Genomic DNA, 25,371 nt, shown 5'->3' on the forward strand with positions numbered 1-25,371 from the left:
AGACAATCAGCCGGAAAATGTGAAGCGTCGATGTTCAAACGGGAACCCTTGGATGCGGGAAATGGATAATGCGCGCGGGTTAACAGTTCGCGCAAGCGTTGAACGACCTTCTAGGCTTTAGCTCAGATTGAGCAGACCAGACACCCATCCCGGAGATGGGGGTCGTCCTCGGCCTCCAGTCCTCCCAGGGTCTCGGCCAGAGAGATGTTCTTTCTGTTCGCCTTGCGGCGCGCCTCGGATTTCGCCCAGTTGTCCTTGATCGCCTGGACCCGTTCGGGCCGCGCCAGTTCGCGTAGGGACTCGGTCTTGCACCAGTAGAACTGCTCGCCGACCTTAACGGCCTTCTCTTCGTAGCCCATGGCCAGCTCATAGTAGGCGGGATGCGTCTCCAACAGTCGCACCCACTCGATCTTCTGCTGATAAAAGCAGAAGAAGCAGCCCGAACGCGATCGGCCCCAATCCATATAGGGCGGCAATCCCAAGCCTGAATCCTCAAGGATTCGGATGACGTCGGCGCGCACGAGGCCGTCGTCCTGGAAGGGATAGACCGCCACAATATTGGGCTTGGTGCTGATGTAGCCCGTGCGGTTTTCGTCGGCGCGCAGGCCGACGTAGTTGATCACCGGTCCGTCTCCGACATAGGTCTCGAACGGCTTCAGCTTCAGCATCTTGGTGCACCACCGTCGATGGTTCGACGGCAGCATGCCATTGTAGACGGCCAGCCAGTGGTCGAAGGAATCCTCCGGGGTCGTCCGGACGATCGGCTTGCCCAGGATGGCCTCGAGCCTGGCGATATAGTCGTAGGTCTCGGGCAGTTCCTTGTCGGTGTCGTGGAAGATGTACTCCACGTCTGGCACCCGGTCCCGCAGATAGATGGCGAGGGCGGCGCTGTCCTTGCCTCCGGACAGGCTCAGGATGTGACGCGGCGGCTCGCTGCCGGCCACGAGAAGGTGATCGTATCTGCCGCTCATGCTCGCCTCGCCTCGGTCGTCTCGTCCGTCTGTTCGGCCGCCGCCGGAAGGTCGTCCCACATCAACCGGGCCAGAATCTGGAGCCGCTCGGCCTTGCTCTTGGCGTTCAACTCCTTGCCGATCTTCTCGACCAGCCTCTCGGAGGCCTGACTGAGCTTGGCGCTCTGGACGACCAGACCCCGGTCGTCGCCAGAGGCCTGGGTCAGCTTGACCAGGACGGCGTCCTTGTCGCCATGGAGCGATCCGTTCTCGAACGCCGCAGTCTCGACCCGGTGGAACAGCTGACTGACGCTGGCGAGTTCATCTAGGCAGCGCTGCTCGTCAGCGGCGTTCCAGCGCGCCGGCGGCTTGGCGATCAGGAAGCTGGCGAGCGCTTCCGCCCAGGCCTCGTCGGTGGTGTTACCGTCTCGCAGGCGAAGCGCGAAGGTTCTCAGCTTGGGCAAGGAGGCGGTCGCCGCGACGCGCGAGGCGCGCTGGGCGAGCGCGAGACGATCGAAGACCGCATCATCCTGACCGATCGCCGCCGCCGTTGTGTCGATGATCCGCCCCAGCAGCTTGGGATAGTCTGTTCGCATGTCCTCGATGGCGAGCTCAAGCCGGCTGACGAACAGGCCTGCCTGATCGACGTCGCCGCCGCCATCGGTCGCGAACGGCTCGACATCACAGGCGATCGGAAGATCGCGGAACAGCATGGTCGCCGGCTCGGTCGCACTAAGCAGGACGTCGCGAACCTTTGCCGAACGCGGCTGAAGATTGCCGGCCCGCCGCGTGTATTCCGGAAGCTTGGCGGCGAACCGCGCCAACGGCTGCACAACGTCGAGAATCTGGGGATCGCGGGCGGCCTGAGGCTCGGCAAAAGCCGACGCCAGTCGGGCGAAGACTTCTGCCCGGACGCCTTCGACACGGCACTGCTGGAGGTCGAAGGTCTCGGCGCCCTTGATCAGTCGAACAAAGTCGGCCCCGCCAAAGGAGGACCGGAAGGTGCCGTTCTCATAGACGGCCAATTCATGAAGGCGCAGCTTCATGATGACGGCGAGCAGGAGCGGCGCCACGCCGGCGCGAACACCGAAGGGCCGCTCCGCCAGGGCGTTCAGGATATGCCTGACATTGACCTTCTCTCCCTCCGACGCGTCGAGCAGGCGTTCGATCTCCAGGAGGGCGGGACGCAGGCGAAGCGGATCGCTCTTGGGCGGCAGGGCCAGACTGAGGCCCGCGAGCACCGGTTGCTGCAGTCCCCCCGCCTGGACGACCGACAGGAACATGGACTTTTCGGGCGGCGCTTTGGTGGCGTCGATCCCGAAGAAGGGCTTGTCAGAGGCCTCGAACAGGCCCTCAATCAGCCGCATCCGGGCGGCCGCGGCTGGGCTGCTGAGGACCTTGCGGTTCAACAGCTCGTTCGAGATCCTGGGCGCATCCTCGTAGAGCGTTTCGCAGATGGCCGAGAGCTGGAACGACAGGCCCCGGTCCGTCTCCAGGGGCTCGCCCCTCCAGCGCCACTGGACCGAGGTCACGCCCCTGTGGCGTAGAGCCCCCGTAATCCCCAGGGAGATTTCGAGAGCGCGCCGGCCGGACGCTACCTGGCGAGAAACTTCCGCAGCCGCGTACGAGTCGTTCACCAGCTCGGGCGTGTGCTCGGCGACCCAGCGCCACGCCATGAGATCCTTCACATCGCCCAGGAGCGCAGCCAGCGGCCGCGTGACGCCGATGACGACATCGTCCCGGTCCGCCAGTTCGGCGCCTTCCGCGAGCGCAAGGGCGCGCGCCTGATCGGCCGGCGTGTCGGCAAGGGCGATGACGACCAGGCCGTCGGCGAGCGTCGGCTTGGCGATCACCTGGACCAGACGATCCACTGAAGCGTAGCGGACCTCAAAGAACCGCATCGTTCCGCGATCGATATAGTGACGGCGCGCCAGGAGGGGCTCGTTCTCCAGGAAGCCTGCGAGGTTGCCGCTCACATCGTCCAGCTCACCGACGGCTCGCGCACCGTCTTCCAGGGCGGCATGGAGATTGACGCTGGTGTTAGGCCAGAGCCTGTAGCCTCCGACCTTGCCCCGCTTGAACAGCAGCCCCCGGTCCAGCAGGGTGGTGACGGCGGCGTTGACCTGGGCCTTCGTCGCGGGTGTCAGGCACGCCCGCAAAGCGGTGTCGGTGGCGAGGAGTTCGGGAAAGTCGAGCAGGCTGAGGAGCGCCGTGACCTTGAGCGCGCGCACTTCCAGCTCATCCAGATCCGAAGCAGTGTCGACCGTCGCAGCGATCCGCAGCCAGTTCGACTGGTAGCTGTTGCCCTCCAGCCGGTGTCCGAACACTGCCCGGACGTAGTCGTAGAATTCCGGCAGACCATACCAGACGCCGCGCCCTGCCGGTCGCTCCGCGAACGCCTGGAGTCCGAAGGGCTCTGACGACAGGAGGAACCCGAACAGAGAGCGCTCGTGCTGACCGAAGCGCGAGAAAAACCTGACCAGGGGTGGCAGGAGCGTGGGATGAAGCGGATAGAGTTGGGCGGTCTCAAAATTCAGGGCGGCGCTGGTCGCGCCGCTCATCCAGCCCATGGTAGCGGTGGCGCTGGCCGTCTCACGCGCCGCCTCGTGAACATCCCGGCCCAGGCTTTCGGTGCGGATGCGCAGCGCGCCTGAGACCAGCGCCGCGGTATGAGCCATGGGCTGGTCGAGAACGATCTCTTCGAAACGTCCCGCGACCTTGTCCCATTCGTGACGCGCCACGGTCGGCAGGCGTTCCGCATAGGCCTGGAATCCCTGATGCAGCAGGCCGACGAAAAAGAACGGAATCTCCCCGCTCCGGGCCGCCGCCTGCGCCAGCCGCTGCAGGAGATAGACATCTTCGCGGTCCGGCTCGCCCGCCGCATACTCGAGCAGCTTGCCGAGCTCGTCCACCACCAGAAGGACCCCGGCGTCGTGATCGGCGGCGAAGTCGCGCACCTCGTCGAGCAGAGCGACGACGGCGTCGGCGTCCGGATGAGCCTGAACAGCCTTCGCCCGGGCCGCAAGCCTGGCCCAGCGCCCGCCGGGCTTTCTCGGTCTGCGGCGTTCCAGGCCTTCGCCGATCCCTCTCGCCAGGGCGACGGCCAGGCTCTCGCGGGCGCCGGTCACAAGGAGAGGCCAGAGACCGGGCCGATCCGCGTCCGCCGGCCATCCCATGGTCACCGCGACAGCCTCCGCCCTGGCGCTCGGCGCGCCGCTCAGCAGATGGGCGAGGACCACGGCGAACGACGACTTGCCGACGCCGTAGTCGCCCGTGATCCGCCAGGCGCGCTGGCGCGAGCCCGGCGCCATCCCCTTGGCCACCCGCTGGAAGGCGGCGGCCATCGCAGGGGTGACGATATAGTTCTCGAGCGCATGGGGATCGTCGTAGTCCCGCTCGAGCAGGACCGACCGCATGAAGCGGCTCGGGATGTCGAACAGGTCGATGATGTTCGGCGCGGACTTAGACATGGTCGAACTCCCGGCCGTAGACGGCGTCGAGCGTGACAGGGGCCACGCTCTTACGCAGGGTCAGCAGGCCCTGCACTGCGGACGGCTGATAGCTGTAGGGCCGTTCGTGACGACGTTGTCCGTTTTCTTCGAGCCGGGCGCGGATATCGTCTTCGGTCAGTTTGAAGACCTGGCCCGGGGATCCCTCGCCGACCGTGACCTCGCGCAGCGACAGGGTGTCGTCGTTGCGGCTCAGCCCGGCCCAGAACTCCATCAGGCAGTAGTCGAACAGGGCGTCGGTGATGTCGGGCTTCGGTTCGCGCCGGAAGCCAAAGACGGTCTCGAAGCGACCGCCCTCGCCCTTCCGCTCGCCCATCGGCACCAGAAGGTTGAGGTCCACGAGGGGGCCATCGAGCGAGTCCTCTATCGAACCGCCGCTGCGGCTCGGCACATAGGTGTGCAGGAAGACGTCCAGGTGCTGTCCGAGGGTCGTTTCAGAGTGATCCGCGCCGAGTTTGCGCGACTCGCTGTGGAAGGCGGCCAAGGCTTCGCTGCGCGAGAATTCGGGCCGGGGCCAGCGGCTGAAGAGGTAGTTCCACGCGAACAGGGGACGCTCCCGTCTGGACGCCAGCGTCCAGTGCAGAAGCCACAGAGTCCGGACGTCTTCGAGATAGGGGTCAAAGCCCTCGGCATCGAAAATCCCGCGGCCGAACTCGGTCAGCTCCAGGCTCCGGCTCCGATCCCGGCTTTCGGCCATGCCGGTCGCCTCGACCCAGAACCGCAGCGAGCGAACCATGTTCTTGCCGATCCCCAGGACCTCCATGGCCTCTTCCTCACGGCTGAAGATGGCCGGATCCTTGAGGATCGCGCGATACGCCTTGGGCAGCCAAGCATAGCGCAGAGCGAAGCTCTCGTGTCCTGAGAACCGGGGGGGAAGCGTCGTGGCTTCGATGTCGCGGAGCGCTTCGGCGATCATGCGGCGGACTCGATAGGGGTCTGGACCTGTTCCAGAACGGTGATGAGGAGGGTCCCAGCGCGTCTCACGTCCTCGGCGGTCGTGGTCCGGCCCAGGCTGATGCGAAGGGCACTGTCCAGTCGCCATGGCTCCAGACCCATGGCTTGCAGCACATGGGACGGCGCGTCCACCCCGGCCATGCAGGCCGCTCCTGTGGAGATAGCGACCTCACTCCTCAGATTGGCGACCACGATGTCGTTCTGGGCTCCTGGGATAGAGATATGAAGGTTGTTGGACAGGCGCGCGTCCTGGTCGCCATTGACCACCAGCGCCGGAAGAGCCTCCTGCAGCCTCGCCTGCATCAGGTCGCGCAGGGCGGCGATCCGGACCTCGTCCTCGGCCATCTCCAGCAAGCGAAGACGGCAGGCTTCGCCCATACCCGCAATGCCAGGGACATTGGGGGTCGCGTTGTGGAAGGCGTAGCGGGACGGCGGCGGCATCTCGGCAAGGTCCGGCCCGACCAGGGCGCCCACGCCTTTGGGTCCATAGATTTTGTGCCCGCTGAGAACGAGGTAGTCGACACCGCTCTCGGCCATCGACAGGGGAATACGGCCGGCCGCCTGGGTGGCGTCGACAAGCACTTCCGCCCCGCTGGCCTGTGCGAGAGCGGCGGCCTCGCCGAAAGGCTGGATGGTGCCGACCTCGTTGTTGGCGGCCTGAAGGCAGAACAAATCGACCTTGGCCTTGAGCGCGGCCCGAACGGTGTCCATCAAGACCCGACCCTTGCCGTCGACCGGCATCCAGACGATGCGGTAGCGCCCGTCCCGCTCTCCGGCGCGAAGTTCGTCGATGAGGGCGGGATGCTCGACCCGAGACGCGGCGACCAGGAGGGGGGCGCCGCCCTTGCGATCACAGGCGTAGGCGAGCGCAAGACGCAAGGCCTCGGACGCGCCGGAGGTGAACCTGACGCCGTCCGGCTGCGCCCCGACCAGCCTGGCCACGGCGACCGCCGCATCAAGCATCACCCTGGCGGCGTCCTGACCCCAGGCATGTTGGGCGCTGTTCGGATTACCGAAATCCTCGGTCATGACCCCCACCATCAAGGCCGCCACGCGGGGATCGACGGGCGTCGTGGCGTGGTGGTCCAGATAGATCCGTGCCGGTGACGGGGGCGTTCGCGGGGTTTGCGCCGCCGTTCCGGGCTCGGGCGACGGCTCCGGCCGATGGGCAGGGTCTGGGAGGATGGGTCTCATAACCTCACCTTCGCCCGATTCTGCGCCTCGCGGATCAGTTGTAGCAGCTCCGGTTGGGGTGCAATCATGAACTCGCCGCCGATCGACCACCTGCTGGCGTCCGCGGCGTCGAGGAAAAGCCGCTCGGCGGCATGGGCTTTCGTGGCGCTGTCGAACGGCACGGTGTCGATCAGGGTCCACGAAAGGCTGGAGGTCGGGGGAAACCCGGCGCTCAGCTGGGCGACCCGACGATTGACGTCATTGGAGCGGCCGACCTTGGCCACGATCAAGGGCGGATCGACCCGCCGTGGCGCAAACAGGGCCTGCACTGGCCCCTCAAGCCTCAGGAGATAGAGGACCGCTTCGCCGTCCGATCGTTCACCGGAGATCGTCCCGACGCTGGGCGCCGGTCCCCGGGAGCTTCGGGGTCCGTCTGCCCCCTCCGGGCGTGGCTGGACGGTGTCGACGACAACCTTCCCGATGATCGACGCCTTGCGGGCGGCAAGGCTCTGGGGGTCGCCCGAGAGCTCGCTCCAGACCAGGGCGTCGATCGCCACCGGACGAAGACCCTTAAGCCCGAGTTTGCGCCAGCCGGGGTCCTGCTGAGCCATGGCCTTGAGCTTCATCGCCACCCCTTCGGGATTGCGATAGGTGTCTGCGGCCGCGACACCGTGCTCGCGTCCAAGTCGGCGGAGGATGGCGGACGTTTCGATCACAGCCGGATGAGTGGGCGGCGCCCGCCCCGCGCGTTGGTAAAGGTCGAGCAAGAGAACCGTTTCCGCATAGGTCCAGGAGGGGTTCCGAGGCGCTCTTTCGAACGCCGCCCGCGCGGACCCGATGCTCGCCGTGTGGTTCCTCATGACCGCCTTTGTAGTAGACTCACCCAGCGACGTCCGTCGCTGTTTTGGATCTTGAGCGATATGGCTGTGACAGAGAGTGAAATCTACCAGCAGCAGTGCGAGGATTTTCGGGCGCTGAACACGGTGTTCTGGCAGCTGCCGGTGATCATGATGACGCTCAACGGCGGGCTCTGGTTCGCCCTGGCCAGTCTGGATCTCACCGAGATGGGCCAGCGGTTCATACTTGTCTTCGCCGTCCTGGTCGATCTCGCCTTCCTTGTCGCCCTTGTCCGCCTTCGCCTGCTTCTCGGGGCTCTGCTCGACCGAATCCATAAGGTTCAGGGGGAGATGAAGGCGCCGTTTGGCTGGTTCACCGTCAGCGCCTTCTGCACGGTGCTGTTCGTGGCGGCGGTCGGCGCCGGCGTGACCGCCCTGAAGCCCGCCGCCGTCCTGGCTAGGACCGCCAAGCCGGCTTCTGTCGTCGTCTGCGTCGTGAATGGCGCCGTGAAGCCAGGGACCTCGTCTGAGGCCTGCCCTGCCCTGACACCGCGGTGAGTTCGGTCTCCGACCACTACGCCGCATCGGCGGCCGGGCTCCGGAACCAGTACGCCTCGGTCGATTTCGAGCAGGTTCACGCGGCGGTCCTGCCCTTCCTGCCGGAGCCGGGCGCGCGCATCGCCGACATTGGCGCCGGTTCCGGCCGGGACGCGCGGGCGCTGGCGGACAGAGGGTATTCCGTCACCGCCGTCGAGCCCTCCGCAGCGATGCGGCGCCACGCCAGTCTGATGGACAGGCGAGCAAACCTGAACTGGATCGACGATCAGTTGCCGGACCTCAGCCGCCTCACGGCGTCGGACAGCCGGTTCGATTTTATTTTGTGCTCCGCCGTCCTGATGCACATCTCAGGCGCCGACTTGCCCCGCGCCTTCGAAACCTTCCGGACCCTGATGGTCCCGGGGGCAAGGCTCGCCATCAGTGTTCGACCGCCACGTTCCGGCGACAGGCCAGGCGTTTTCAATGACCACTCCCTCGATGAGATCGTCCCCGCCGCCGCCGGCGCAGGCCTCGATCTCCTGAAAGCAGGCGCTGACGTGGACCTTCTCCAGCGCATCGATGTCGAGTGGTCTTGGTGCGTATTCAGCCGGCCGCCGGGCAGCCCGGATCCGAGCCGACTACCGGAACGCTAGACCAAACTATGGTGCAAGGCCGTCTATTTGGCACCCCGCACTTTGGCTTAGCTTGACCTGATCCTGCTCAGATGGGTTGTCACCTTTTCCGTAACTGCCGCTGCGGTGAGGATAGCGTTGTCAGGCTGGCGGCCCAGGGGCGAGGAACCCCAACCTAGCTGGACGTGAGCGACGCCGCAGTCCAGACGGTATCAGCCTGCGCTCGGAACCGACGTAGTGTTGATCGGCTGAGCCGGACTTACGAAAAGCGCACATCCCGAATTTCTCCAACGAGTCAGCACCGCTCGATGGGCCGCGCGCCACCGCAAGAAGAATCGAGCACTTGCGGATGCTCCTTTGTTGGGACGAAACGGCGCCAAGATGCGCGTTAGGTTCACCACCCGGGAACGCCGGCCCCTCCGTCAGCGCTGTCTCGATCGTCCAGGAGGCCGCTTGCCGTTCTCCTCATGCTGCCGACGAAGGTCGATCTTCGCGGAAATCGCCTCACCGCGAGTCCGAACCGACGGCATATCTTTCACGAACGCCGCGAGCGCCGCACCTAGTTCACGATCCTCGCCTCGGTCCGAACGGGACAAGGCCAAGGCCTGGGCAGCGAAATAGCGCCGGACGTCCGACTGTCGCGCGCGACCCGCCTCGACCCAAGGCGTCTTTCTCGCTTTGTCGAGCGCGTCCCGCACAGCCGCCACGTCGACATTGAGCGGTTCGCCCTGGCCCTGGCTGAAGCGAGACCGAATTCTCCGGAGAACCCCCTGCTCCGCCTTGCGCACGACGCCTCGCGTTCGCCTCGGCGTCGCCTCGGCCTCAACCCCGCGATCCCGCAAAGCGGCCGCAAAAGCCTGCCGCCACTGTTCGAGATCGGCCTTGCGCGGGTTGAGCTTGTGTCCGTCGTGGCCAAGGGTCCGAACCGTCAGATGGACATGGGGATGTCGCTCATCGGTGTGGAAGGCGAAGACATAGGGATGGCTGTCGCCGAACGTCTGGCCGGCGAAGACCCGCGACGCATCGTGCATGCGGAACGGGTCCGTGCCCGGCGGCATGCTGAGCACAATGGACAGGGTGACCGCGCTATCCCTGCGGCGACGTGGATCCGCCTCTACCTCCGCCATCCAATCTCCGACGAGCCTCCCGACCTCGGCCCGGGACTGAAGCCGCTCGCCGTCCGGCCCCTCAAGCGGAAGCTTTCCGTTCCGCCCGATATAGGCCAGATGGTTTTGGAGGTGACCGCCGTCGCGGGTCCGCCCCGTGATCTTGACCATCACTTCCGGCACGCGTCGGGCGATCCGATCGAGCCGGGCACGGGGGGTCATGTCGGGGCGGGATCGTGCGATCTGCCCTGGCGGATCGGTCAGGCGCGCGCGCCTTTGCCGGACCGGTGGACGCACCGCTTCCTCGAACCCCCGAACCTGGACGAAGTCCGCCATCAGCGGTCCGACCAATAGTGGAGATTGCCCTTGAAGGCGTCGTGGACCCCGCCGAGATGAGCGCGGATCTCGACGGCGAAATCGGCGAGTTGAGCGACCTCCAGCTCGAGCACCTTGCCCTCGAGGACGGCGGTGTTCATCGCCCTGGCGATCTGGTTCACGTTGACGCCGATGCGCCGCAACTCCCGCTGGATGCCTATGAAGGCGATGGCTTCGGACGGCGAAAGCTGAGGCCGCTCATGGAGGCGCCGTCGGATCAAGGCGACCGTCCATTGGGTGCGGGACAGGCCCGTGCGAGCCGCCTCGAGCTCCAGCAGCGTTAGGTCGTCAGAGGTCAGGCGGAGAGACAGTTTGGCGTCGAGCCGATCCACGGACGGTGCGGCGACCTCTGGAAGGGCGGCCTGTGCAGCGCCCTCGATGAGACGACGCAGGAGGCGCGACCGACCGCCTCGCCCGACCGCCGCGGCGTCGAACCGTCGGATCAGATCAGTTGGCAGGCGTACGGTGAGGCGGTCCATGGGCGAGGTGATGTGTCTGACAATGCCGGCGCAAAGCCTATCCTGCCCTAGACCGTCACCATCCTCACCCCGTAGGCCTCCGGTGCTGTCCGCCCTCCCCTCGGCGTCCGAAGCCGGCCGCTCGCCCTCCGCCCTGAACGGCGCCCCAGCCGGGCGGGTGCTGGACAACCGCGCATTCCACCGCCACCTCCATCACTCCCTCGAACCTGTCCCAGGATCACCGCACCCGTGTCGCCGCTCGACGACTTCTCCCGGTTCTCCGCGATCTCAAGCGTCCACGCCTTTCCGAAGATGCGGTTGATGGCGCGTGACCATGAGCCGGATCTGGTCGCCGGTTCGGGGGAGCTTCGGGTCGTCTCCGCCAACCGCTTCGAGTTCACCCTGATCGGGGAGCCCGAGAACCCCGCCTATGTGTTTGAACAGATGCGGCGCCAGCAGGGTGACCGCTATGACGGACTATCGCGGTTCCGATTGGTGCTCGAGGACGACGAGGGAACCGAGTACGCGGGCGGATGGACCGTCCCAAGCTTCCGCACCGGCGACGGCGCCTGGACCTTCGAGGGCGAAACAGAGTCCTTCATGGGGGGCGGCCGCTCTGAACTGACGCCGACAGGATCGACAGAAGTTCGCTTCCTCATCCCGACCAGGCATCACGCCGCGCAAATGCTGGCGCACTTCGTCACGACCCCTCGTGACCGCCTGCCGCCAGAACCGAGATTCGACCTCGAGGTGATGGGCCAGACCGTCACCTTCAGGTTCGATCGCGCCCTTTCCATGCTGACGATTTCAACACCAGCCTCGGAGTCGCTCCCGCTGACCTACACAGAGAACTGGCTGGGCGAACCTCTGCGTATCCTGTTCGGCCAATTGGTGTTTCCACGCATGGTCGCCCGTGTTCAATCGGACGGTCACGCGATGCTCGCTGTAAGGCCCTCCCCTCCCTGGACACGGGACTCCGACTGGACGGCCTTGTGGATCGACGAGACCGCCGGATGGGACAAGGCCGGGTTCTGGACCCTGTACGCCGCGCTCCTGACGCATGTCGCCTCGGCGCGGACGGGAGATGGACGAAACTTCGAGGCAAATCCGGTCACCCACTTCCATGAGGAGGTGATCCAGGCGTCGCGCGGGTCACGTTGGGTCTGGGCCATGACCCTCGCCAGCAGCATCGAGGGCCTGGTCTCGATGCTGTACTCTCGCGGAACCCGGCGGGAGGACGCCGATCTTGACGCCAATACACAACTGATCTGCCACATCCGCGCCTGGTCCGGGGACCACGCTCTGAAGGAGGCGGCCATCCGCGCCGTGCAGAGAACGGCCGAAGTCACGACGGCCGTCGCGATGCGCGCGCTCGTCGCCGACGCCGCGATCACGCGAGATCAGGTCAAGGCTTGGCAGAAAGTCCGTCATGCGGTCATGCACGGAAACCTCGTGTCTCCGTATTCGAGCCAAGAAGACGACGAGACCCTTGTCGCGCTCGCCGATCTGATGCGCGCCCTCATCCGGCGCATCGTGGGCGTTGGGCCGGTCGCCGGGGATGCCGCGCGACCGGCGAACGTTTAGCACTCGAGTTCAGGGCGGAGGCTGCAGCGCCTTGAGGTGATCGACAGCCTTCTGCGCGTGGGAAGCGGCCGAGACCACAAACCGCACGTCGTCTTTCAGCACCTGCAGCCAACTGGCGATGTAGGCGGCGTGGTCATCGCGAGGTTCGAGCGCCAAGCCGAGATCCGCGCAGAGGAAGGCCGCGCCCAGTTCGGCGACGAGCTCTTCGCGCGCATAGCCAGCGTCACCGAAGCGTTGGCGGCCGAAGTCCCGGTCGAGGCGGGTGGGGTGCCGGGTCCAGTGGGTCATCTCGTGACCGAGAGTGCTGTAGTAGGCGTCCGCCGTCTCGAAGCATTCGAACGGCGGCATCTGCACATGGTCCGGACCCGGCGCGTAATAGGCGCTGCCTCCGCCGTGGCGAACCTCGGCGCCGCAGTGCTCGAAGAAGGCGTCGAGGCGGGCGATCCGCTCGTCCGGATTGATCTCGATCGTCTCGGGCTGGTCGTAATGATCCGGCAGGCCTTCGATCTGGTCGACGTTGAAGACCGTGTACGCCTTCAGGAAGGGGATGCGCTGCTGGACATCCGCTCCCGTATCGTCGGTCTCATCGCGGACGATCTGGTTGGCGTAGACGACCGTTGCCCCGCGCTCGCCCTTGCGGACGTGGGCGCCGAGGGCCAGCGCCTGGCGGAAGGTCATCCAGGTCGACCGTGTGTATCCGCGGTCGGCGGCCTCGCCCCAGAGCAGGACGACGTTGATGCCATTGTAGGGCGTGCCGTCATGGCGCAGCGGACGGCTGACGGAGGCTGAATGGCTCCAGGGTCGGGTCCAGGGCCGAACCCCGGCTTCAAGCTGACTAATGATCTGTTGGGTGATCCGGGCGTGGATGTCCGGGCGTGCGGGAGCGGCGGGGCGCATCATGGCCTCCTCGAAACGGATTGTGGGAAGAAGGAGCGGCGGCGCGATCTCCGCGCCGCCGCGGCTCTTGGGTCAGCGGGACCAGATCAGGCTGTGTCCGCCCTCGACCTCCACCAGGGAGGCGTAGATCGGCGCCGGGAAGCTGGGGTCGTCGAGCTTGACCGAGAGGTAGTCGCGGTTCTGCTGGCTCGTCTTCTTCCAGGCGGCGCCGAACTCGGTCTGGCCGGCGAAGATCCGGAAGTCGGGGGCCTTGTCGTCGCTCTTCTCGTTGGGCCGCAGGACCGCCGCCTTGACGTTGAGGGTTAGGGTCTTGATCGAACCGGTGTAGCCGTCGCCTTGGGCGGTGAAGGTGCCGATGGTGGCCATGTCAGTCTCTCCTTTGCTTCGGGCCACGCCTGCCGCGGCCTCGATGGCGATCGGCAGACCGAAGTTCGGGCGGCGCGCAGGGAGAGCGAAGCGAGCCCCCGCAGCGAAGCGAAGGACCGCGATGAGAGACTTTCTTGTTGCGCGAGGAAGGCCGTCAGGCCGGGGATGAAAGTCGCGAAAGCGGTTGCGCCAGCCGACCGGGCTTCGGTCAGATCCGCCTCATCGAGAGGCCGCGCCGGCTGGCGCGAAAAGGATGCGAGACGTTGGCCGCCGCCTCACCTCCGAAACCGCTGGCGACACACGACCGGCCGCTCAGCCCCCCCGTCGTTCAGGCTCAGGCCGTGCTCGAGAAGACCGTCTCGACGTCGAGGCGCCCTGCGGGCAGAGCCGGCCCTGCATCAGACCCGGGACGCTGAAGGTCGAGCCAGGCCGCACCCGCCTCGGGCCGCAGAAGCACGATCCGACGGCCGTGGCGGGGGGGCGATATTCGCTCCCGCTTGGTGGTCGGCATGGCGCAGGCGCCATCCTCGATCAGGTCGCCCGAACGAGCCGTCGGCGGGGCAGTCGAACGCCTTTCAGGAGTCCTCAGACGAGGTCGAGGTGGTCATCTGAAGAGTCAGAAGACGTCGCAGCAGGGTCGATGCCTCATCACGCGCGCGGTGGAGGTCCGCCAGATCGCCGCGATGGTAGATGCCCTGTCTGAGGCGATTGACCTGTTTGAAGGCCCGCGCATCGCTCTCCAGATCGTCTGATCCCCAGCCGAAACAGGTCAGCAGGAAGTTGTCGGTGATGCTGGGTCGGTAGTCTTCCGCCGTGCGCCGCTCGAGCACCTTGGCGATCAGAGGATGGATCATGCCCAGCGCTCCGGCTTCGATCCGTGCAAGGCTGGCCTGAAAGGCGCCGTTGATGATCCGTTCGATGGCCGCCCACGCGGCCAGGAAGCCAGGCAGCGGACTCACCATGTGATCGAAAGCGGAATGAACGAGACCCAGGTCGGACAGCGCTTCAGCCGTGATCACGGTTCGGAAACGATCGCGATCGACCGTGTCTTCGCGCCCCGCGACCCAGGCGCTGGCTGTAGGCGCCGTGAGTGTCACGACGCTCACAGGCCGGTCGTCCGTCGGAATGCGCACAAGCGTGGTGCGATCGAACAGGCTGAACTCGGGGGAATGGTTGGCGGGGATGCTCAGGGAGAGTGCCGTGAGCACCCGGGTCTCATCGGAAACCAGATCGGCCACTTCGGCCTCGGTCGCGCCGATCGGAAAACCCAGGCCGACCGCGTCGCGCCAGCCCAGCGTCATTTCGGCATGACTGCACGCACGCTGCAGACGGATACAGACGGCGGCGCCCGAGCGAAGCCGCGCCCTCAGTCGTTCAACCGCGCCGTCGGCGCTCCAGGCCGGCGGCGGCGGACCGCCGAGAATCGAGCCGATGGGCGGCCGATGCGCCGCAGGCGGCAGCCCCTCCGCGATCGCGCGCTCCGGAGACGAGGTGACGAGGACCGACCCGCCGTCGAAGGTTTCGTGCAAATCCTCGGCGGGGATGATCCCGCGATGCACGTAAACGGCGTAGCGAATGATCGTGGCTGCGCCGCTGTAGCGGGGCAGCTCAGTCTGACCTGACATTCCGGCTACGCGCTATGGCTGCTCATCGGCGCCGTCAGCCTCGTCGCGCAACTGGCCAAGGCGTTCCTGACAGACCCTCACGGTCAGCTCCCGCAGCACATCAACCCGTTCGGTCAGCCAGGCCAGTTCCTCGGCGCTGATCTTGTAGTGCTCGGAGTAGCGCGCCTTCACATAGGCCTCGCGCAGGAGTTCGAAACAGCGTCGTTCGAACTTGGTCTCGCGGGGCCAAGCCTCGGCGAGGCGGGGGTCGATGGCCTCGGCCTTCTTGCGCAGGAAGGCGAGGTTGTGGGCCTTGCCGCTGTAGAGCGTCACGACCAGCAATATGCAGTGATAGAGATGTTCTGACGCTTGATGCAGCGAGAACGCTGCCAAGTTCGAACTGCCTCGCTCTATGTAGAAACCGGCTCCTGCCTGAAACTCAGCTGAACTAGACATCCACTTCGCATAGTGCCGCTCAGCCTCCTCCAGCGCGACCCGCGCCTTGAGGTCCGCCGGCTTGTGCAGCTTGGCGCCCGGCGTGTCGTAGAGCAGCACGCCCTCGCGTATGATGTCGGCGAAGAAGTAGCGCCCGCGATCCAGTTGCTCGTTTACGTCGTCGAGCGAATGGACGATTAGGCTGACTGGAGTGCGGATGTCAGGCCCGATAGGCATGGTCCGGTTTTCGGCCTCGTGCCAGAATTCGCCGTCGGTCAGGTCTTCATGATCGACCACGATCAGCAGGTCGAAATCCGAGAAGTAGCGTCCGACAGGGTCATGAACCCAGTCGCCGCGCGCATAGCTGCCGTAGAGGATGACCTTGAGAATCTTGCCGTCCTTGAGCCGCGCGGCGCGGCGGGTCGAGATGGCCTCCTCGAACGCTGCGCGCACGGTCTCGACCACCTGACGGAGTTCGGCCTGTTTGCGCAGCGGCAGATGATCGAGGCTTTTCTTCATGGCGGGAGTCTCCGCGATACGGGCGCACACGGCAAGGCTGAATACGCCGTCTTCAACCTGTCCGCCTCCCGAGCGAGCGTTGTCCCGTGCCAACGGTGGTCTTCACCGCCGCACGGCGGCGCCCACGAAAAAGCCGCGCGCCCCCAAAGGGCGCGCGGCAAGTTTTCAGTCTCTGAACAACGGCTATTCCGCCGCGAACGCATAGGCGTCGTCATCGCGCGGTTCGTCCGCGCTTTCGTCCTCCGGCTCCGCCGCATCGGACACCGTCCGCAGGACCGGGGGCAACCACCCCTTGCCCTCCACCAGCCGTTCCGCCGCCTCGGCCATGTCAACCTTCTTGAACCCGGCGATGCGGCCCGCCTCCTCCACGTTGACGGCCTCCGTCACCGCCTCCAGCACCCGCGTCTTCGGCACCCGCGTGAAGTAGCTGGCCGCCGTCGCCGACCACGTCCCGGTCATGTCGAGGCCGACCACCGTCGCCAGCGCCTCGGCCTGCGCCAAGGCGCCGGGTCGCCGGTCGTATGGGTCCCGCACGGCGTAGAGGCCGACCCCAGCGCAGCAGGCCATCAGGTCCAACTGGTCCGATGGAGCCAACCCGAACACCACGCCCCACAGGTCCTCGGCGCGCTCGGGCAGTCGCGCGCCCCACGCCTCGCACCGGTCGCGAACCCGCCGACCGGCAGGACCGTCGTCCACGCCCGGCGCCAGCCGCTCCAGACCGCTGACGGACAGTCGAAGCTGAAGCGGCGTCCAGAGGCCATATCCCGGATAGAAGACCTGCAGCGCCAAGGCATGAACCACGGTCGCCAACGCTACGCCCACATCGGCCTGCACCGCGTCGCGCAGGCCCATGGTCTTGTGGGCCGTAAGGTCGATGACCAACCGGTCGGACAGGGCGCTCCCGACCTCTTCCGGCTCCGGTGCGCTCCCGCCCTGCTCGGCGTCTGCGTCGCCACCGTTGCCCTCGATGTCCGCCTCCTCCGGGGTCGGCGTCACCGCGTCCTCGGCGCGGACGAGTCCGCGCTCGAAGCGGGCCAATCCGTCGTGGCCGAGCATCACCATGACGCCAGCTCGCGTCTTGGCTTCGGCGGCGTAGTCGAAGTCAGGGCCGAAGGCCTGCAAGGCCTTGTCGATCTCCTCCAGCCGCGCGTCCGCTTCGGGCGACAGCCCCTCCGCGCCCGCTTCGGAGACGATCCGGTCATACTCCTCCGACAGGGCCGTGATTTCGGCGGCGTCCGCCTCCGACCGTTCGACAGCCACCGGATAGACCCGTCCGAAGGCCGAGACGTCCGGATAGTCCAGGGCGGGCTCCGCCCATTTCCAGCCCTCCCGCTCGCGCGCCTCATCGGCCAGCCCGGCCAGCTTTTCCCCGACCAGTCGATCCAGCAGGACCACGTCTTCCAGCCAGCCGCCGCCGTCCTCGGTGAACAAATCCCGGACGATGCCGCCGCCTTCGGCCTCGTAGGTTTCGACGCCGACGAAGCGGACGCGCCGATCGCCGACGCTCACCTTGGCCTCGGTCATGGCGCGCCGGATGGCGTAGGCCGGGGTGTGGGGGCCGACCTGCTCCAGCACCTGCCGCTGCCGGTCCTGATCCTCGCTGACGCAGAAGGCGGTCAGTTGGTCCAGCGCCAGCGTCCCGGCCCGGTAGGCCGACATCAACTCCGGGGCCGCTGACCCGAGCCGGAGACGCTGACGCACGACATGGACGGACACCCCAAACCGGGCCCCGATCTCCTCGGGGCCGTAGCCCTTCTCGACGGCCAGCCGCTGGAAGGCCTCGAACTGATCGGCGGGATGCATGGCCTCGCGCGTCATGTTCTCGTCGAGGCTGATCTCGTGGGCGTCGTTCTCGGCGTCCACGATCACGCGCACCGGATGGGTCCGCTTGATCGCCTTGCGCTTGGCCAGCAGCCGAAGCCCCTGACGGCGCCCCTCGCCAATCGTCACTAGGTAATTTCCCGTAGGTTCGCCCTCCTCGGTCCGCTCGATCTCGATCACGGGCGGCTGCAACACCCCCTTGGCCTTGATGGAGGCCGCGAGGGCCTCGATGGTCGCGGGCGCATGCGGCGTCTTCCTCGCGTTCTTCGGCGCGGCCTTGAGCCGATTAAGCGGCACGATGAGTTCCGCGCCGTGTTGTGGCGCGGTCGCTTCAGTCGCGACGGTTTCGGTGGATTGAGCAGTCATGTCTGCCTCCTTTGGGCTTGGGTTGCAGGCACGCGAACTGCGCGCCTGAAACCCTGCCCGTCGGCGAGACCGGGGTAGCAAGGGCCAGGGCGGACCGGCCGGAGGGGGATCACCCGACCTGCACAAGCCTGACCCTGATTGCGGCTATGATGACGATCGTCGGCGCGGAAGGTCGGGGAGACCGGCCGGTCCGGCGGCGCAGCCGCTTCACCCTGGCGCGCGCGAGGGCGGAGCCCTTAGCTCTGCAAGCCCGACGAACCGTGCATTCCGTCGTCAAAGTCGACCGCTAAGAACCGGAGCTTATCGGTCACTGGCCACGATACCCAGTTGCAGCGAGGAAGGAGCCTGAAGAAGGCGGCGCCCATCCTGCGGTGCGGGATGACCGCGGCGGAGTGACTGGGATCGGTGACCCGTCGACTAAGCGACCGGGCGTCATCAGACGACGTCTGCGCAGACGGTGCTGAGAACCGTAAGACCAACACCGCGGGCCTGCGTGTTTTCCCTGCGGCATCTTTCGGTTCGAATCGACCCGAACGAGGAGATGCATCATGGGACAGACCCATTCGCCCCTGCCACGGACGATCAAGAAACCGGAACTGCGCCAGATGGTGCCGCTCGCAGACAGCACCATCTGGGAGATGGAGCAGCGCGGGGAGTTCCCCAGACGCTTCCGGCTGACGCCGCGATGCGTGGTCTGGGATCTGTCGGAGGTGCAGACCTGGCTGGAGAAACGCCGCCGCACCCCCGTCACGCCGGCCAAGGCTCCGGATGTGCGCCTGCGCCGATCACGCCCCGTCCACGACGGGCCGGGCGCCTCCCGACCGCACCTGTAAGCCGCGCCTCGCTTTAGAAAACGGCGAGCGGATTATCGACTGCTTCAGCCGGGGATGGCGGAGGCAAGGGGGACGGGACACGGGCTTCCAGGGCCGATAATTGATTTCTTCACCCCCGCGAGCTATATGTCGTCCCGAGGCCAGATCGGTTGAAACAGCCTCACCCGCCTCTTCGGAGGTCCACGCGTGAGCGAGATAGGGATTTCGATCCCGGAAGCGGCTACCGAGTGACTTCTGATAAGGGCGCCTCCGGGCGCCCTTATCTTCTCCGGTGGAACTTCAGCTTTTCGCCCTTCAGCGTCTTGTCGATCAGAACGGCGAAGCGAACCTTGCTCATGTGCGCAATAGCGAGCGCCTGCGCCGGCTCCGGGCTGTAGGCGCTTTCCACGAAGAGCTTGAGATCGACGCCCGCGTCGGCGCCGCGCTTGACCCGGAAGAAAACCCTGTAGTCCCCTGCTCCGCCGTCGTTGCGCACACCGATCCGCAGGAAGTTCGCCTCCGGGGTCTGATAGACGTGCGCCGTCGGCAGACCCTTCAGGATATGCGGGAGCGCCTGCGACAGCCCATAGCGGATCGGACAGAAGACGCGCCGCCTCGGACCATCCCAGACCGCGACCGCAGTTTCGTCGTGCTGGGCGGCGTCGAAGGTTTCACTGAAGCAGTGGTTGCTAAACCGGACATCGATCTTCACGCCGTTCGGACGCGACTGGGTGGCCATCTCCAGCACGAAGGGCTCGAGATGGTCGAACGCGAGCGTCTGCCCCGCGACTTCCAGCGGCGGAAAATACGGCCCGGCCATGGCCTACAGTCCCAACAGGTCCGGCGACCGCTTGCGCAGTCCCGGCCGGACGGCCGTGCGCTTGGTGGCGGCAGCCTTATCCCGCGCGTCGATCATGTCCTTGTCCCTGCATTTTCTGCTGGCATCCCGACGCATTTCAAAATTTCGGATCAAAACGCGGTGCGCTGACCTCTGACACGGTCAGAACCGGCGTGTAGGCGCGGCCCGCTTCCCAGGCGTCCACGGCGTTCGACCATTCCTGCGCCATGTGGCGGCGCTGGGTCTCGAACTCCGCCTTGTTGTAGACGCCTCGCGAAGATCGCTCTTCGTGAGCGAGCCCTTTCTCGATCCAGTCCGAGTTGAAGCCCATCTCGTGCAGCAGGGTCGAGGCCGTCCGCCGCAAGTCGTGGACGGTGAAGGGTTCGAGCGGGAGATCACCCTTACCGGCCTTCTCAGCGATCGCACTGGTGACGCGGTTGAAGGTCGCCCGCGACATCGGCGCATCGGCGTCGTAGCGCGACGGCAGGATGTATTTCGAGTTGCCGGCGCAGGTCTTCAGGGCGACCAGGATGTCCAGCATTTGGGTGGAGAGGTAGACGTTGTGAGGGCGTGAGCGCTTCATGCGCGCCGCCGGGATCGACCAGACCGCATTGTCGAAATCCACCTCGGTCCATACCCCGTCCTGAAGTTCGCTCTTTCGAACCATGCTGAGCAGGATGAACTTCAGGCCGAGCCTGATGGTTGGCAGGGTCGCCACCTCACCCAGAAGCATCAGCATGATCCGGATTTCGGCGGGGGTGAGCGAGCGGTCGCGCGGTCGGAAGGTCGCGATCGAAGCCGGACCCACGTCATCCGCAGGATTGTCGATCTTCTCGCCGTGGAGGATGGCCCAGCCGTAGATCTGTTTGACGATATCCCGGACATGGATCGCCGTGGCGGGCGCCCCGCGATCCACAATCGCCTTGCAGTGGGCCCGCAGATCGTCGGGTGTGATCTCGCTCAGCAGGCGGTTCTTCCACTTCGGCAGGATGTCCCGATTGAAAATCGCCCGGCGCATGTCGCGGGTGCTGTCCGCCATCGGCGCGCGGTCCATCCAGCCCTGGGCGACCTGTGCGAAATCGTGAGCTTCCTTCAGGCGACGTTTGGCGCGCTGCTTTTCAACCGCGGGCGACACCCCGTCCGCGATCGCCTTCTTCACCTCGATCAGCCGCTCACGGGCTTGGGCCAGCGTCAATCCGGCGCTGCCGTAACGCCCGAGCGTCAAGGTCTCTCGACGGCCGTTGAACCGATAGTCGTAGCGGAATGAGATCGCGCCGCCCGTCGAGACATAGACGTACATACCGTCCCTGTCGGTACTCTTGTAAGCCCTTGCTTTCGGACGCAAATTCTTCAGTGCGGTGTCGGTTAGCACGGTATAATCGCCTCTGGCTGTCGGTCCTCGAATTCGGGCGCGCCAAGACAGCTTTTTATCATCCATTTCAGAGACTTGCTGGAAATGAATACCGTCAGGGCTTGGCCCGATGTCAGGACGGTATGAGCCCGAGTCCGCCAGATCAATGCAGCGGCGTACCGTCGGGCAGTCCGACAAAACGAAAAAAGACCCTCCGAATGGCTCCGAAGGGTCTCGACAGAATTCACAATGTTGTCAGCCCTTTAGAGGCGGCTTCGGAAGCGATACCGAATGCTACCGAAGGGTCGGGACTATTCCCACTCGATCGTGCCGGGCGGCTTGGACGTCACGTCATAGACGACCCGGTTCACGCCCCGGACCTCGTTGATGATGCGCGTCGCGGTCTTGGCCAGGACGTCCCAGGGGAATTGGTAGAAGTCGGCGGTCATGCCGTCGGTGGAGGAGACGGCGCGCAGGGCCAGGACTTTTTCGTAGGTGCGGGCGTCGCCCATGACGCCGACGGTCTTGACCGGCAAAAGCACGGCGAAGGCCTGCCAGATGTCGTCGTACAGGCCGGCCTTGCGGATTTCGTCCAGATAGATGGCGTCGGCCTGTTGCAGGGTCTCGACGGCGTCCGGCGTGATCTCGCCGGGAATGCGGATGGCCAGGCCCGGTCCGGGGAAGGGGTGACGTCCTACGAAAACGTTCGTAAGTCCCAGTTCGCGGCCCAGGGCCCGGACCTCGTCCTTGAACAGTTCGCGTAAAGGTTCGACCAGTTTCAGCTTCATATAGTCGGGCAGGCCGCCGACATTGTGGTGACTCTTGATGACGTGAGCCTTGCCGCTGGACGACGACACGCTCTCGATCACGTCGGGATAGAGGGTGCCCTGGGCCAGGAATTCGGCGCCCTCGATCTTGCTGGCCTCTCGATCGAAGATCTCGATGAAGACGCGGCCGATGATCTTGCGCTTGGTCTCCGGATCCGACTGGCCCGCCAGCTCGCCCAGGAATTCCTTCGACGCATCAACATGCACCAGCGGAATGTTGTAGTGCTCGCGGAACAGAGTCGTGACCTGGGTCGCCTCGTCCTTGCGCAGCAGGCCGGTGTCCACGAAGACGCAGGTCAGCTGATCGCCGATGGCCTCGTGGATCAGCACGGCTGCGACCGAACTGTCGACGCCGCCGGAAAGGCCGCAGATCACCTTGGCCGAACCGACCTGTTCGCGGATCTGGGCGATCTTCTCGTCGCGATAGGCGGCCATGGTCCAGTCGCCCTTCAGCCCGGCGATGCCGTGGGTGAAGTTCTTCAACATCTGGTGGCCGCGCGGGGTGTGCATCACCTCGGGGTGGAACTGGACGCCATAGAAGCGGCGGGTCTCGTCGGCGATCACCGCATAGGGCGAGCCGGCCGAGGAGGCGACGACGTCGAAGCCCTCGGGGATGGCGACGATCTTGTCGCCGTGGCTCATCCAGACCGTCTCCTCCTCGCCGACCGGAGCCAAGCCGGCCAGCAGGGGCGAGGCCTTCTCGACGGTGATCTCGGCGCGGCCGAACTCGCGGGTGTGGCCGCCCTCGACCTTGCCGCCCAGTTGCTCGCACATGGTCATCTCGCCGTAGCAGATGCCCAGCACCGGCACGCCGGCCTCGAACACGGCCTGGGGCGCGCGGGGGCTGCCCTCTTCGTGGACGCTCTCGGGACCGCCCGACAGGATGATGGCCGCCGGGTTCATCGAAGCCAGAGCCGCCTCGGCCTTCTGGAACGGATGGATCTCGCAATAAACGCTGGCCTCGCGCAGGCGGCGCGCGATCAGCTGCGTCACCTGGCTGCCGAAGTCGACGATGAGGACCTTTTGGTGGTCGTGCGGCGTGGTCATGGCGTGATCGAATCCGGGGAGAGTTGCGCGGGGTCTTGGCCTTGTGCGGCCGGGATTTCAAGGGCGGCGAGGCCGTCGGCCTCCAGCACGGCGATCAGACGATCTAGAGCGGCGGCCAGGTTTTCGTCCACATGGTGCAGGGTCGAGGTCCAGTCCTCCAGCGCCTTCAACTCGGCACGGCCGTCCGACACGCCGCGCAGGGCGATCAGAGGCACACCGAAGGTCTGGGCCGACCGGACCAGGGCCCAGGTCTCCATGTCCACCATCTCGGCCTCGATGGCGTCATAGGCGGCGCCGGAGACGACATTGGCCCCGGTCGACAAGGTCGCGGTCGGGACGCCGGGGATTGGACACGGCAGGGCCAGGACCGCAGGCTGGTCCAGCAGCGGCGTCATCCCCTTGGGGAAGCCCAGGGCGCTGGCGTCCATGTCGCGATAGGCGACCGAGGAGGCCTGATAGACGGCGGCGTGCTCCAGCACCCGCGAGCCGCACGACCCCAGCGACACGATCAGGTCCGGCAGGTCGCCCGCCGCCTCCAGGCGCGCCAGCGCGGCGGTCAGGACGATGGCCGCTTCTACCGGACCGACGCCGGTCATCAGGGGCTGGATGCGGGCTTGGAGATGCAGGCCATATTCGGCGGGCGCAGCCATGACGCACAGGACGGACACGGGTCCGAACCGGTGCAGGCCGTGGCTCACTTGCGCGACCCCGTCAGATAGGTGTTCTCAAGCCAGAGGTTGCGCTCAGCCGTCCAGGTCAGCAGGCAGTCGGTCCGGGCGGCCCTCGCCAAGGCCGGGTCCGACTGATCCGCCGCGCGGCTGTCGCCAGCCGCGTCGCGCGCCCGGATCCAGGCGCGTTGGCGATCACGCAGTTGCAGCACTTCGGCCCGGTCCAAGCCCTGACGCGCCGCACGATAGGCGGCGTTCAAGAAGCGATCCTCGTTCGCCAGGGCGTTGTCGAGACAGGCCTGCAAATCCGCGCCCTTGGACTGCGACTGACAGCTGAAATAGGCGTCCGAGCGATCCTGAACCGCCATGGGGCCGGCGGTCAGCGCAAGGACCAGCGACAGGATCATGCCGTGCGCTCGTACACGGCGGCGAAGAAGCCGTCGGTGTCCGCCGTGGCCGGCGACAGGCGCAGACGCGCGCCCGAAGCCAGTTCGGCGAGCTTCGTCCGAGCGGCGTCGCTCAGTTGCGGCGCGGACAGGAGATCGGCGACCGGGACCGGGCGGAACTCAGGGTTTGCCGCCTCGAAGGCGTCGACGCTGGCCTCGTTCTCGCGCGCCAGCAGCGAACAGGTGACATAGACCAGACGGCCGCCCGGCTTCACCAGCTTGGTCGCCTGGCTCAGGATGCGCACCTGCAGCGCGTGCAGCTTCTCGACCTCTTCGGTCGTCAGACGCCAGGCGTCCTCGGGCCGGCGGCGCCAGGTGCCCGAACCCGAACAAGGCGCGTCCACGAAGACCAGATCGGCCTGGCCGTTGACCGCCTCCAGCCCGCCGCCGTTCTGGCCGATCAGGACCAGCTCGGCCTCGACGCCCGCACGTTGCAGGCGGGGCCGGATGTTCTCCAGCCGCTTGTTGACCACATCGGACGCGACCAGCTTGCCCTGCCCCGTCATGGCTTGCGCCAGACCCAGGGTCTTGCCGCCGCCGCCGGCGCAATAGTCCACAACCGTCGTGCCGGGGGTCGCCCCGGCCAGCCAGCAGACGACCTGGCTGCCCTCGTCCTGGATCTCGAACTTGCCGGCCTTGAAGCCGTCTAGCGCCTGGATGTTGGGCGGCGGTTCCGACGGCACCCGCAGGCCCAGCATAGACCAGGGGGTGCGCGACACCTCAAGCCCGGCGGCCCGCAGTTCGGCTTCGACCTCTTCCACCGTAGCGGCCGCATCATTGACCCGCAGGTCGATGGGCGCGCGCGGCGTCATCAAGGCGTGGGCTTCTTCGGCCCAGCGGTCGCCGAAGGTGGCCTTGAAATCCTCGACCGCGAACTCCGGCAGACCCGCCGCGACCCAGCCCGGAACCTCCCCCTGACCTATGGTAATGCGGGAGCGTTCCTGTTTCGACAGCGGGCGCGGGCCATAGCCGTCGCCCGAGTGCAGAGCCTCGATCTCTTCCACCGACAGGCCGTCGATGGCGTGCAGCGATCCGATAACCAGGGCCCGGCCGTCTTCGCGCCCGCCCATGATCCACGACAGTCGGCCGCGCGCGCGCAGCACCTTGTAAACATGATCGGCGATGGCCCGCCGATCCTTGGACCCGGCATAGCGGTTGGCGGCCCCCCAGGCCTTCAGGACGGTTTCGGCCGGTTGGCGGCCCTGGGCCATGGAGTCCAGGATGGAGGCGGCGGCGGCAAGACGGGCGGCTGGGGTCAAT

The 25,371-nt window shown here is 66.2% G+C and carries 22 protein-coding genes; 4 read left to right on the forward strand and 18 right to left on the reverse strand.

Annotation, left to right across the window (positions count from 1 at the left end):
* Positions 1-122: 122 nt before the first annotated feature.
* From ACP7BH_RS06110 to ACP7BH_RS06130, 5 genes are read right to left on the reverse strand one after another with little or no spacing between them, the layout of a single operon-like run.
* Positions 123-971, reverse strand: coding sequence for a phosphoadenosine phosphosulfate reductase family protein (locus tag ACP7BH_RS06110; RefSeq protein WP_313633080.1), 849 nt, complete (start codon positions 969-971; stop codon positions 123-125).
* Entirely contained in the window at positions 968-4,420 is a 3,453-nt protein-coding gene (locus ACP7BH_RS06115) for a hypothetical protein (protein ID WP_425982950.1), read from the reverse strand. Before ACP7BH_RS06115 ends, ACP7BH_RS06110 begins: the two co-directional genes overlap by 4 nt.
* Complete coding sequence (locus tag ACP7BH_RS06120; RefSeq protein ID WP_313633083.1) at positions 4,413-5,375, reverse strand: DUF4007 family protein; 963 nt, start codon at positions 5,373-5,375, stop codon at positions 4,413-4,415. The genes ACP7BH_RS06115 and ACP7BH_RS06120 overlap by 8 nt, the downstream gene beginning before the upstream one ends.
* Positions 5,372-6,607 (reverse strand): cysteine desulfurase family protein, encoded by a 1,236-nt coding sequence (locus ACP7BH_RS06125; protein ID WP_313633084.1) that lies wholly within the window; start codon positions 6,605-6,607, stop codon positions 5,372-5,374. The genes ACP7BH_RS06120 and ACP7BH_RS06125 overlap by 4 nt, the downstream gene beginning before the upstream one ends.
* Positions 6,604-7,353 carry a GIY-YIG nuclease family protein gene (locus ACP7BH_RS06130; RefSeq protein WP_313633086.1) on the reverse strand — a complete coding sequence of 250 codons (750 nt, stop codon included), beginning with the start codon at positions 7,351-7,353 and terminating at the stop codon, positions 6,604-6,606. Before ACP7BH_RS06130 ends, ACP7BH_RS06125 begins: the two co-directional genes overlap by 4 nt.
* 159 nt (positions 7,354-7,512) lie before the next feature.
* On the opposite strand from ACP7BH_RS06130, the gene ACP7BH_RS06135 reads away from it, so the two are divergent.
* Together ACP7BH_RS06135 and ACP7BH_RS06140 are read left to right on the forward strand one after the other, a co-directional pair.
* Positions 7,513-7,980, forward strand: a complete 468-nt coding sequence (locus ACP7BH_RS06135) for a hypothetical protein (protein ID WP_426043335.1) — start codon at positions 7,513-7,515, stop codon at positions 7,978-7,980.
* On the forward strand, positions 7,977-8,612 hold the full coding sequence (locus ACP7BH_RS06140) for a class I SAM-dependent methyltransferase (protein WP_425982948.1): 636 nt from the start codon (positions 7,977-7,979) through the stop codon (positions 8,610-8,612). The genes ACP7BH_RS06135 and ACP7BH_RS06140 overlap by 4 nt, the downstream gene beginning before the upstream one ends.
* 401 nt (positions 8,613-9,013) lie before the next feature.
* On the opposite strand, the gene ACP7BH_RS06145 is transcribed toward ACP7BH_RS06140, so the two are convergent.
* Positions 9,014-10,033 (reverse strand): relaxase/mobilization nuclease domain-containing protein, encoded by a 1,020-nt coding sequence (locus tag ACP7BH_RS06145; RefSeq protein WP_313633091.1) that lies wholly within the window; start codon positions 10,031-10,033, stop codon positions 9,014-9,016.
* On the reverse strand, positions 10,033-10,551 hold the full coding sequence (locus ACP7BH_RS06150) for a MobC family plasmid mobilization relaxosome protein (RefSeq protein ID WP_313633093.1): 519 nt from the start codon (positions 10,549-10,551) through the stop codon (positions 10,033-10,035). The genes ACP7BH_RS06145 and ACP7BH_RS06150 overlap by 1 nt, the downstream gene beginning before the upstream one ends.
* 228 nt (positions 10,552-10,779) lie before the next feature.
* On the opposite strand from ACP7BH_RS06150, the gene ACP7BH_RS06155 reads away from it, so the two are divergent.
* Positions 10,780-12,114: a hypothetical protein gene (locus ACP7BH_RS06155; RefSeq protein WP_114816387.1), complete on the forward strand. Its 1,335-nt coding sequence runs from the start codon at positions 10,780-10,782 to the stop codon at positions 12,112-12,114.
* Positions 12,115-12,123: 9 nt separating this feature from the next.
* On the opposite strand, the gene ACP7BH_RS06160 is transcribed toward ACP7BH_RS06155, so the two are convergent.
* The 5 genes from ACP7BH_RS06160 to ACP7BH_RS06180 form a co-directional block, all read right to left on the reverse strand.
* Positions 12,124-13,011, reverse strand: coding sequence for an ArdC family protein (locus tag ACP7BH_RS06160; RefSeq protein WP_425982946.1), 888 nt, complete (start codon positions 13,009-13,011; stop codon positions 12,124-12,126).
* Positions 13,012-13,083: 72 nt separating this feature from the next.
* Positions 13,084-13,377 carry a DUF736 domain-containing protein gene (locus ACP7BH_RS06165; protein WP_114816389.1) on the reverse strand — a complete coding sequence of 98 codons (294 nt, stop codon included), beginning with the start codon at positions 13,375-13,377 and terminating at the stop codon, positions 13,084-13,086.
* Positions 13,378-13,952: 575 nt separating this feature from the next.
* Complete coding sequence (locus tag ACP7BH_RS06170; RefSeq protein ID WP_425982944.1) at positions 13,953-14,678, reverse strand: hypothetical protein; 726 nt, start codon at positions 14,676-14,678, stop codon at positions 13,953-13,955.
* A 336-nt stretch (positions 14,679-15,014) separates the two neighbouring features.
* Positions 15,015-15,935 carry a HEPN domain-containing protein gene (locus tag ACP7BH_RS06175; RefSeq protein WP_114816391.1) on the reverse strand — a complete coding sequence of 307 codons (921 nt, stop codon included), beginning with the start codon at positions 15,933-15,935 and terminating at the stop codon, positions 15,015-15,017.
* A 183-nt stretch (positions 15,936-16,118) separates the two neighbouring features.
* Positions 16,119-18,122 carry a ParB/RepB/Spo0J family partition protein gene (locus ACP7BH_RS06180; protein ID WP_425982942.1) on the reverse strand — a complete coding sequence of 668 codons (2,004 nt, stop codon included), beginning with the start codon at positions 18,120-18,122 and terminating at the stop codon, positions 16,119-16,121.
* A gap of 548 nt (positions 18,123-18,670) precedes the next feature.
* Between ACP7BH_RS06180 and ACP7BH_RS06185 the strand changes: the two genes are divergently transcribed.
* The gene (locus ACP7BH_RS06185) at positions 18,671-18,955 is read left to right on the forward strand and encodes a helix-turn-helix transcriptional regulator (RefSeq protein WP_008260373.1); all 285 of its coding nucleotides are present in this window, start codon (positions 18,671-18,673) and stop codon (positions 18,953-18,955) included.
* Between the two features lie 259 nt (positions 18,956-19,214).
* Here ACP7BH_RS06185 and ACP7BH_RS06190 read toward each other — a convergent pair whose 3' ends face one another.
* From ACP7BH_RS06190 to ACP7BH_RS06215, 6 genes are all read right to left on the reverse strand, one after another.
* Entirely contained in the window at positions 19,215-19,754 is a 540-nt protein-coding gene (locus ACP7BH_RS06190) for a hypothetical protein (protein ID WP_292036963.1), read from the reverse strand.
* Between the two features lie 136 nt (positions 19,755-19,890).
* The gene (locus ACP7BH_RS06195; protein WP_292036962.1) at positions 19,891-21,144 is read right to left on the reverse strand and encodes a tyrosine-type recombinase/integrase; all 1,254 of its coding nucleotides are present in this window, start codon (positions 21,142-21,144) and stop codon (positions 19,891-19,893) included.
* 290 nt (positions 21,145-21,434) lie between these two features.
* Positions 21,435-22,997, reverse strand: a complete 1,563-nt coding sequence (guaA, locus tag ACP7BH_RS06200) for a glutamine-hydrolyzing GMP synthase (RefSeq protein WP_425982940.1) — start codon at positions 22,995-22,997, stop codon at positions 21,435-21,437.
* Positions 22,994-23,695 carry a 5'-methylthioadenosine/S-adenosylhomocysteine nucleosidase gene (locus tag ACP7BH_RS06205; RefSeq protein ID WP_425982938.1) on the reverse strand — a complete coding sequence of 234 codons (702 nt, stop codon included), beginning with the start codon at positions 23,693-23,695 and terminating at the stop codon, positions 22,994-22,996. Before ACP7BH_RS06205 ends, guaA begins: the two co-directional genes overlap by 4 nt.
* Positions 23,692-24,072 carry a lysozyme inhibitor LprI family protein gene (locus ACP7BH_RS06210; protein ID WP_425982936.1) on the reverse strand — a complete coding sequence of 127 codons (381 nt, stop codon included), beginning with the start codon at positions 24,070-24,072 and terminating at the stop codon, positions 23,692-23,694. The genes ACP7BH_RS06205 and ACP7BH_RS06210 overlap by 4 nt, the downstream gene beginning before the upstream one ends.
* On the reverse strand, positions 24,069-25,370 hold the full coding sequence (locus ACP7BH_RS06215) for an RsmB/NOP family class I SAM-dependent RNA methyltransferase (RefSeq protein WP_425982934.1): 1,302 nt from the start codon (positions 25,368-25,370) through the stop codon (positions 24,069-24,071). The genes ACP7BH_RS06210 and ACP7BH_RS06215 overlap by 4 nt, the downstream gene beginning before the upstream one ends.
* Position 25,371: the final 1 nt, after the last annotated feature.

The sequence above is a fragment of the Brevundimonas sp. TWP2-1 genome (assembly GCF_049897645.1).
In the GTDB taxonomy this organism is placed as follows: domain Bacteria; phylum Pseudomonadota; class Alphaproteobacteria; order Caulobacterales; family Caulobacteraceae; genus Brevundimonas.

Bases quoted from the DNA above. Each gene is read 5' to 3' on its own strand.
- ACP7BH_RS06145 (WP_313633091.1), bottom strand. From the start codon at position 10,033: ATGGCGGACTTCGTCCAGGTTCGGGGGTTCGAGGAAGCGGTGCGTCCA.
- ACP7BH_RS06210 (WP_425982936.1), bottom strand. From the start codon at position 24,072: ATGATCCTGTCGCTGGTCCTTGCGCTGACCGCCGGCCCCATGGCGGTT.
- ACP7BH_RS06125 (WP_313633084.1), bottom strand. From the start codon at position 6,607: ATGAGACCCATCCTCCCAGACCCTGCCCATCGGCCGGAGCCGTCGCCC.
- ACP7BH_RS06115 (WP_425982950.1), bottom strand. From the start codon at position 4,420: ATGTCTAAGTCCGCGCCGAACATCATCGACCTGTTCGACATCCCGAGC.
- ACP7BH_RS06185 (WP_008260373.1), top strand. From the start codon at position 18,671: ATGGGACAGACCCATTCGCCCCTGCCACGGACGATCAAGAAACCGGAA.
- guaA (WP_425982940.1), bottom strand. From the start codon at position 22,997: ATGACCACGCCGCACGACCACCAAAAGGTCCTCATCGTCGACTTCGGC.
- ACP7BH_RS06190 (WP_292036963.1), bottom strand. From the start codon at position 19,754: ATGGCCGGGCCGTATTTTCCGCCGCTGGAAGTCGCGGGGCAGACGCTC.
- ACP7BH_RS06110 (WP_313633080.1), bottom strand. From the start codon at position 971: ATGAGCGGCAGATACGATCACCTTCTCGTGGCCGGCAGCGAGCCGCCG.
- ACP7BH_RS06160 (WP_425982946.1), bottom strand. From the start codon at position 13,011: ATGCGCCCCGCCGCTCCCGCACGCCCGGACATCCACGCCCGGATCACC.
- ACP7BH_RS06180 (WP_425982942.1), bottom strand. From the start codon at position 18,122: ATGACTGCTCAATCCACCGAAACCGTCGCGACTGAAGCGACCGCGCCA.
- ACP7BH_RS06120 (WP_313633083.1), bottom strand. From the start codon at position 5,375: ATGATCGCCGAAGCGCTCCGCGACATCGAAGCCACGACGCTTCCCCCC.
- ACP7BH_RS06175 (WP_114816391.1), bottom strand. From the start codon at position 15,935: ATGAAGAAAAGCCTCGATCATCTGCCGCTGCGCAAACAGGCCGAACTC.
- ACP7BH_RS06165 (WP_114816389.1), bottom strand. From the start codon at position 13,377: ATGGCCACCATCGGCACCTTCACCGCCCAAGGCGACGGCTACACCGGT.
- ACP7BH_RS06170 (WP_425982944.1), bottom strand. From the start codon at position 14,678: ATGACGCTGGGCTGGCGCGACGCGGTCGGCCTGGGTTTTCCGATCGGC.
- ACP7BH_RS06150 (WP_313633093.1), bottom strand. From the start codon at position 10,551: ATGGACCGCCTCACCGTACGCCTGCCAACTGATCTGATCCGACGGTTC.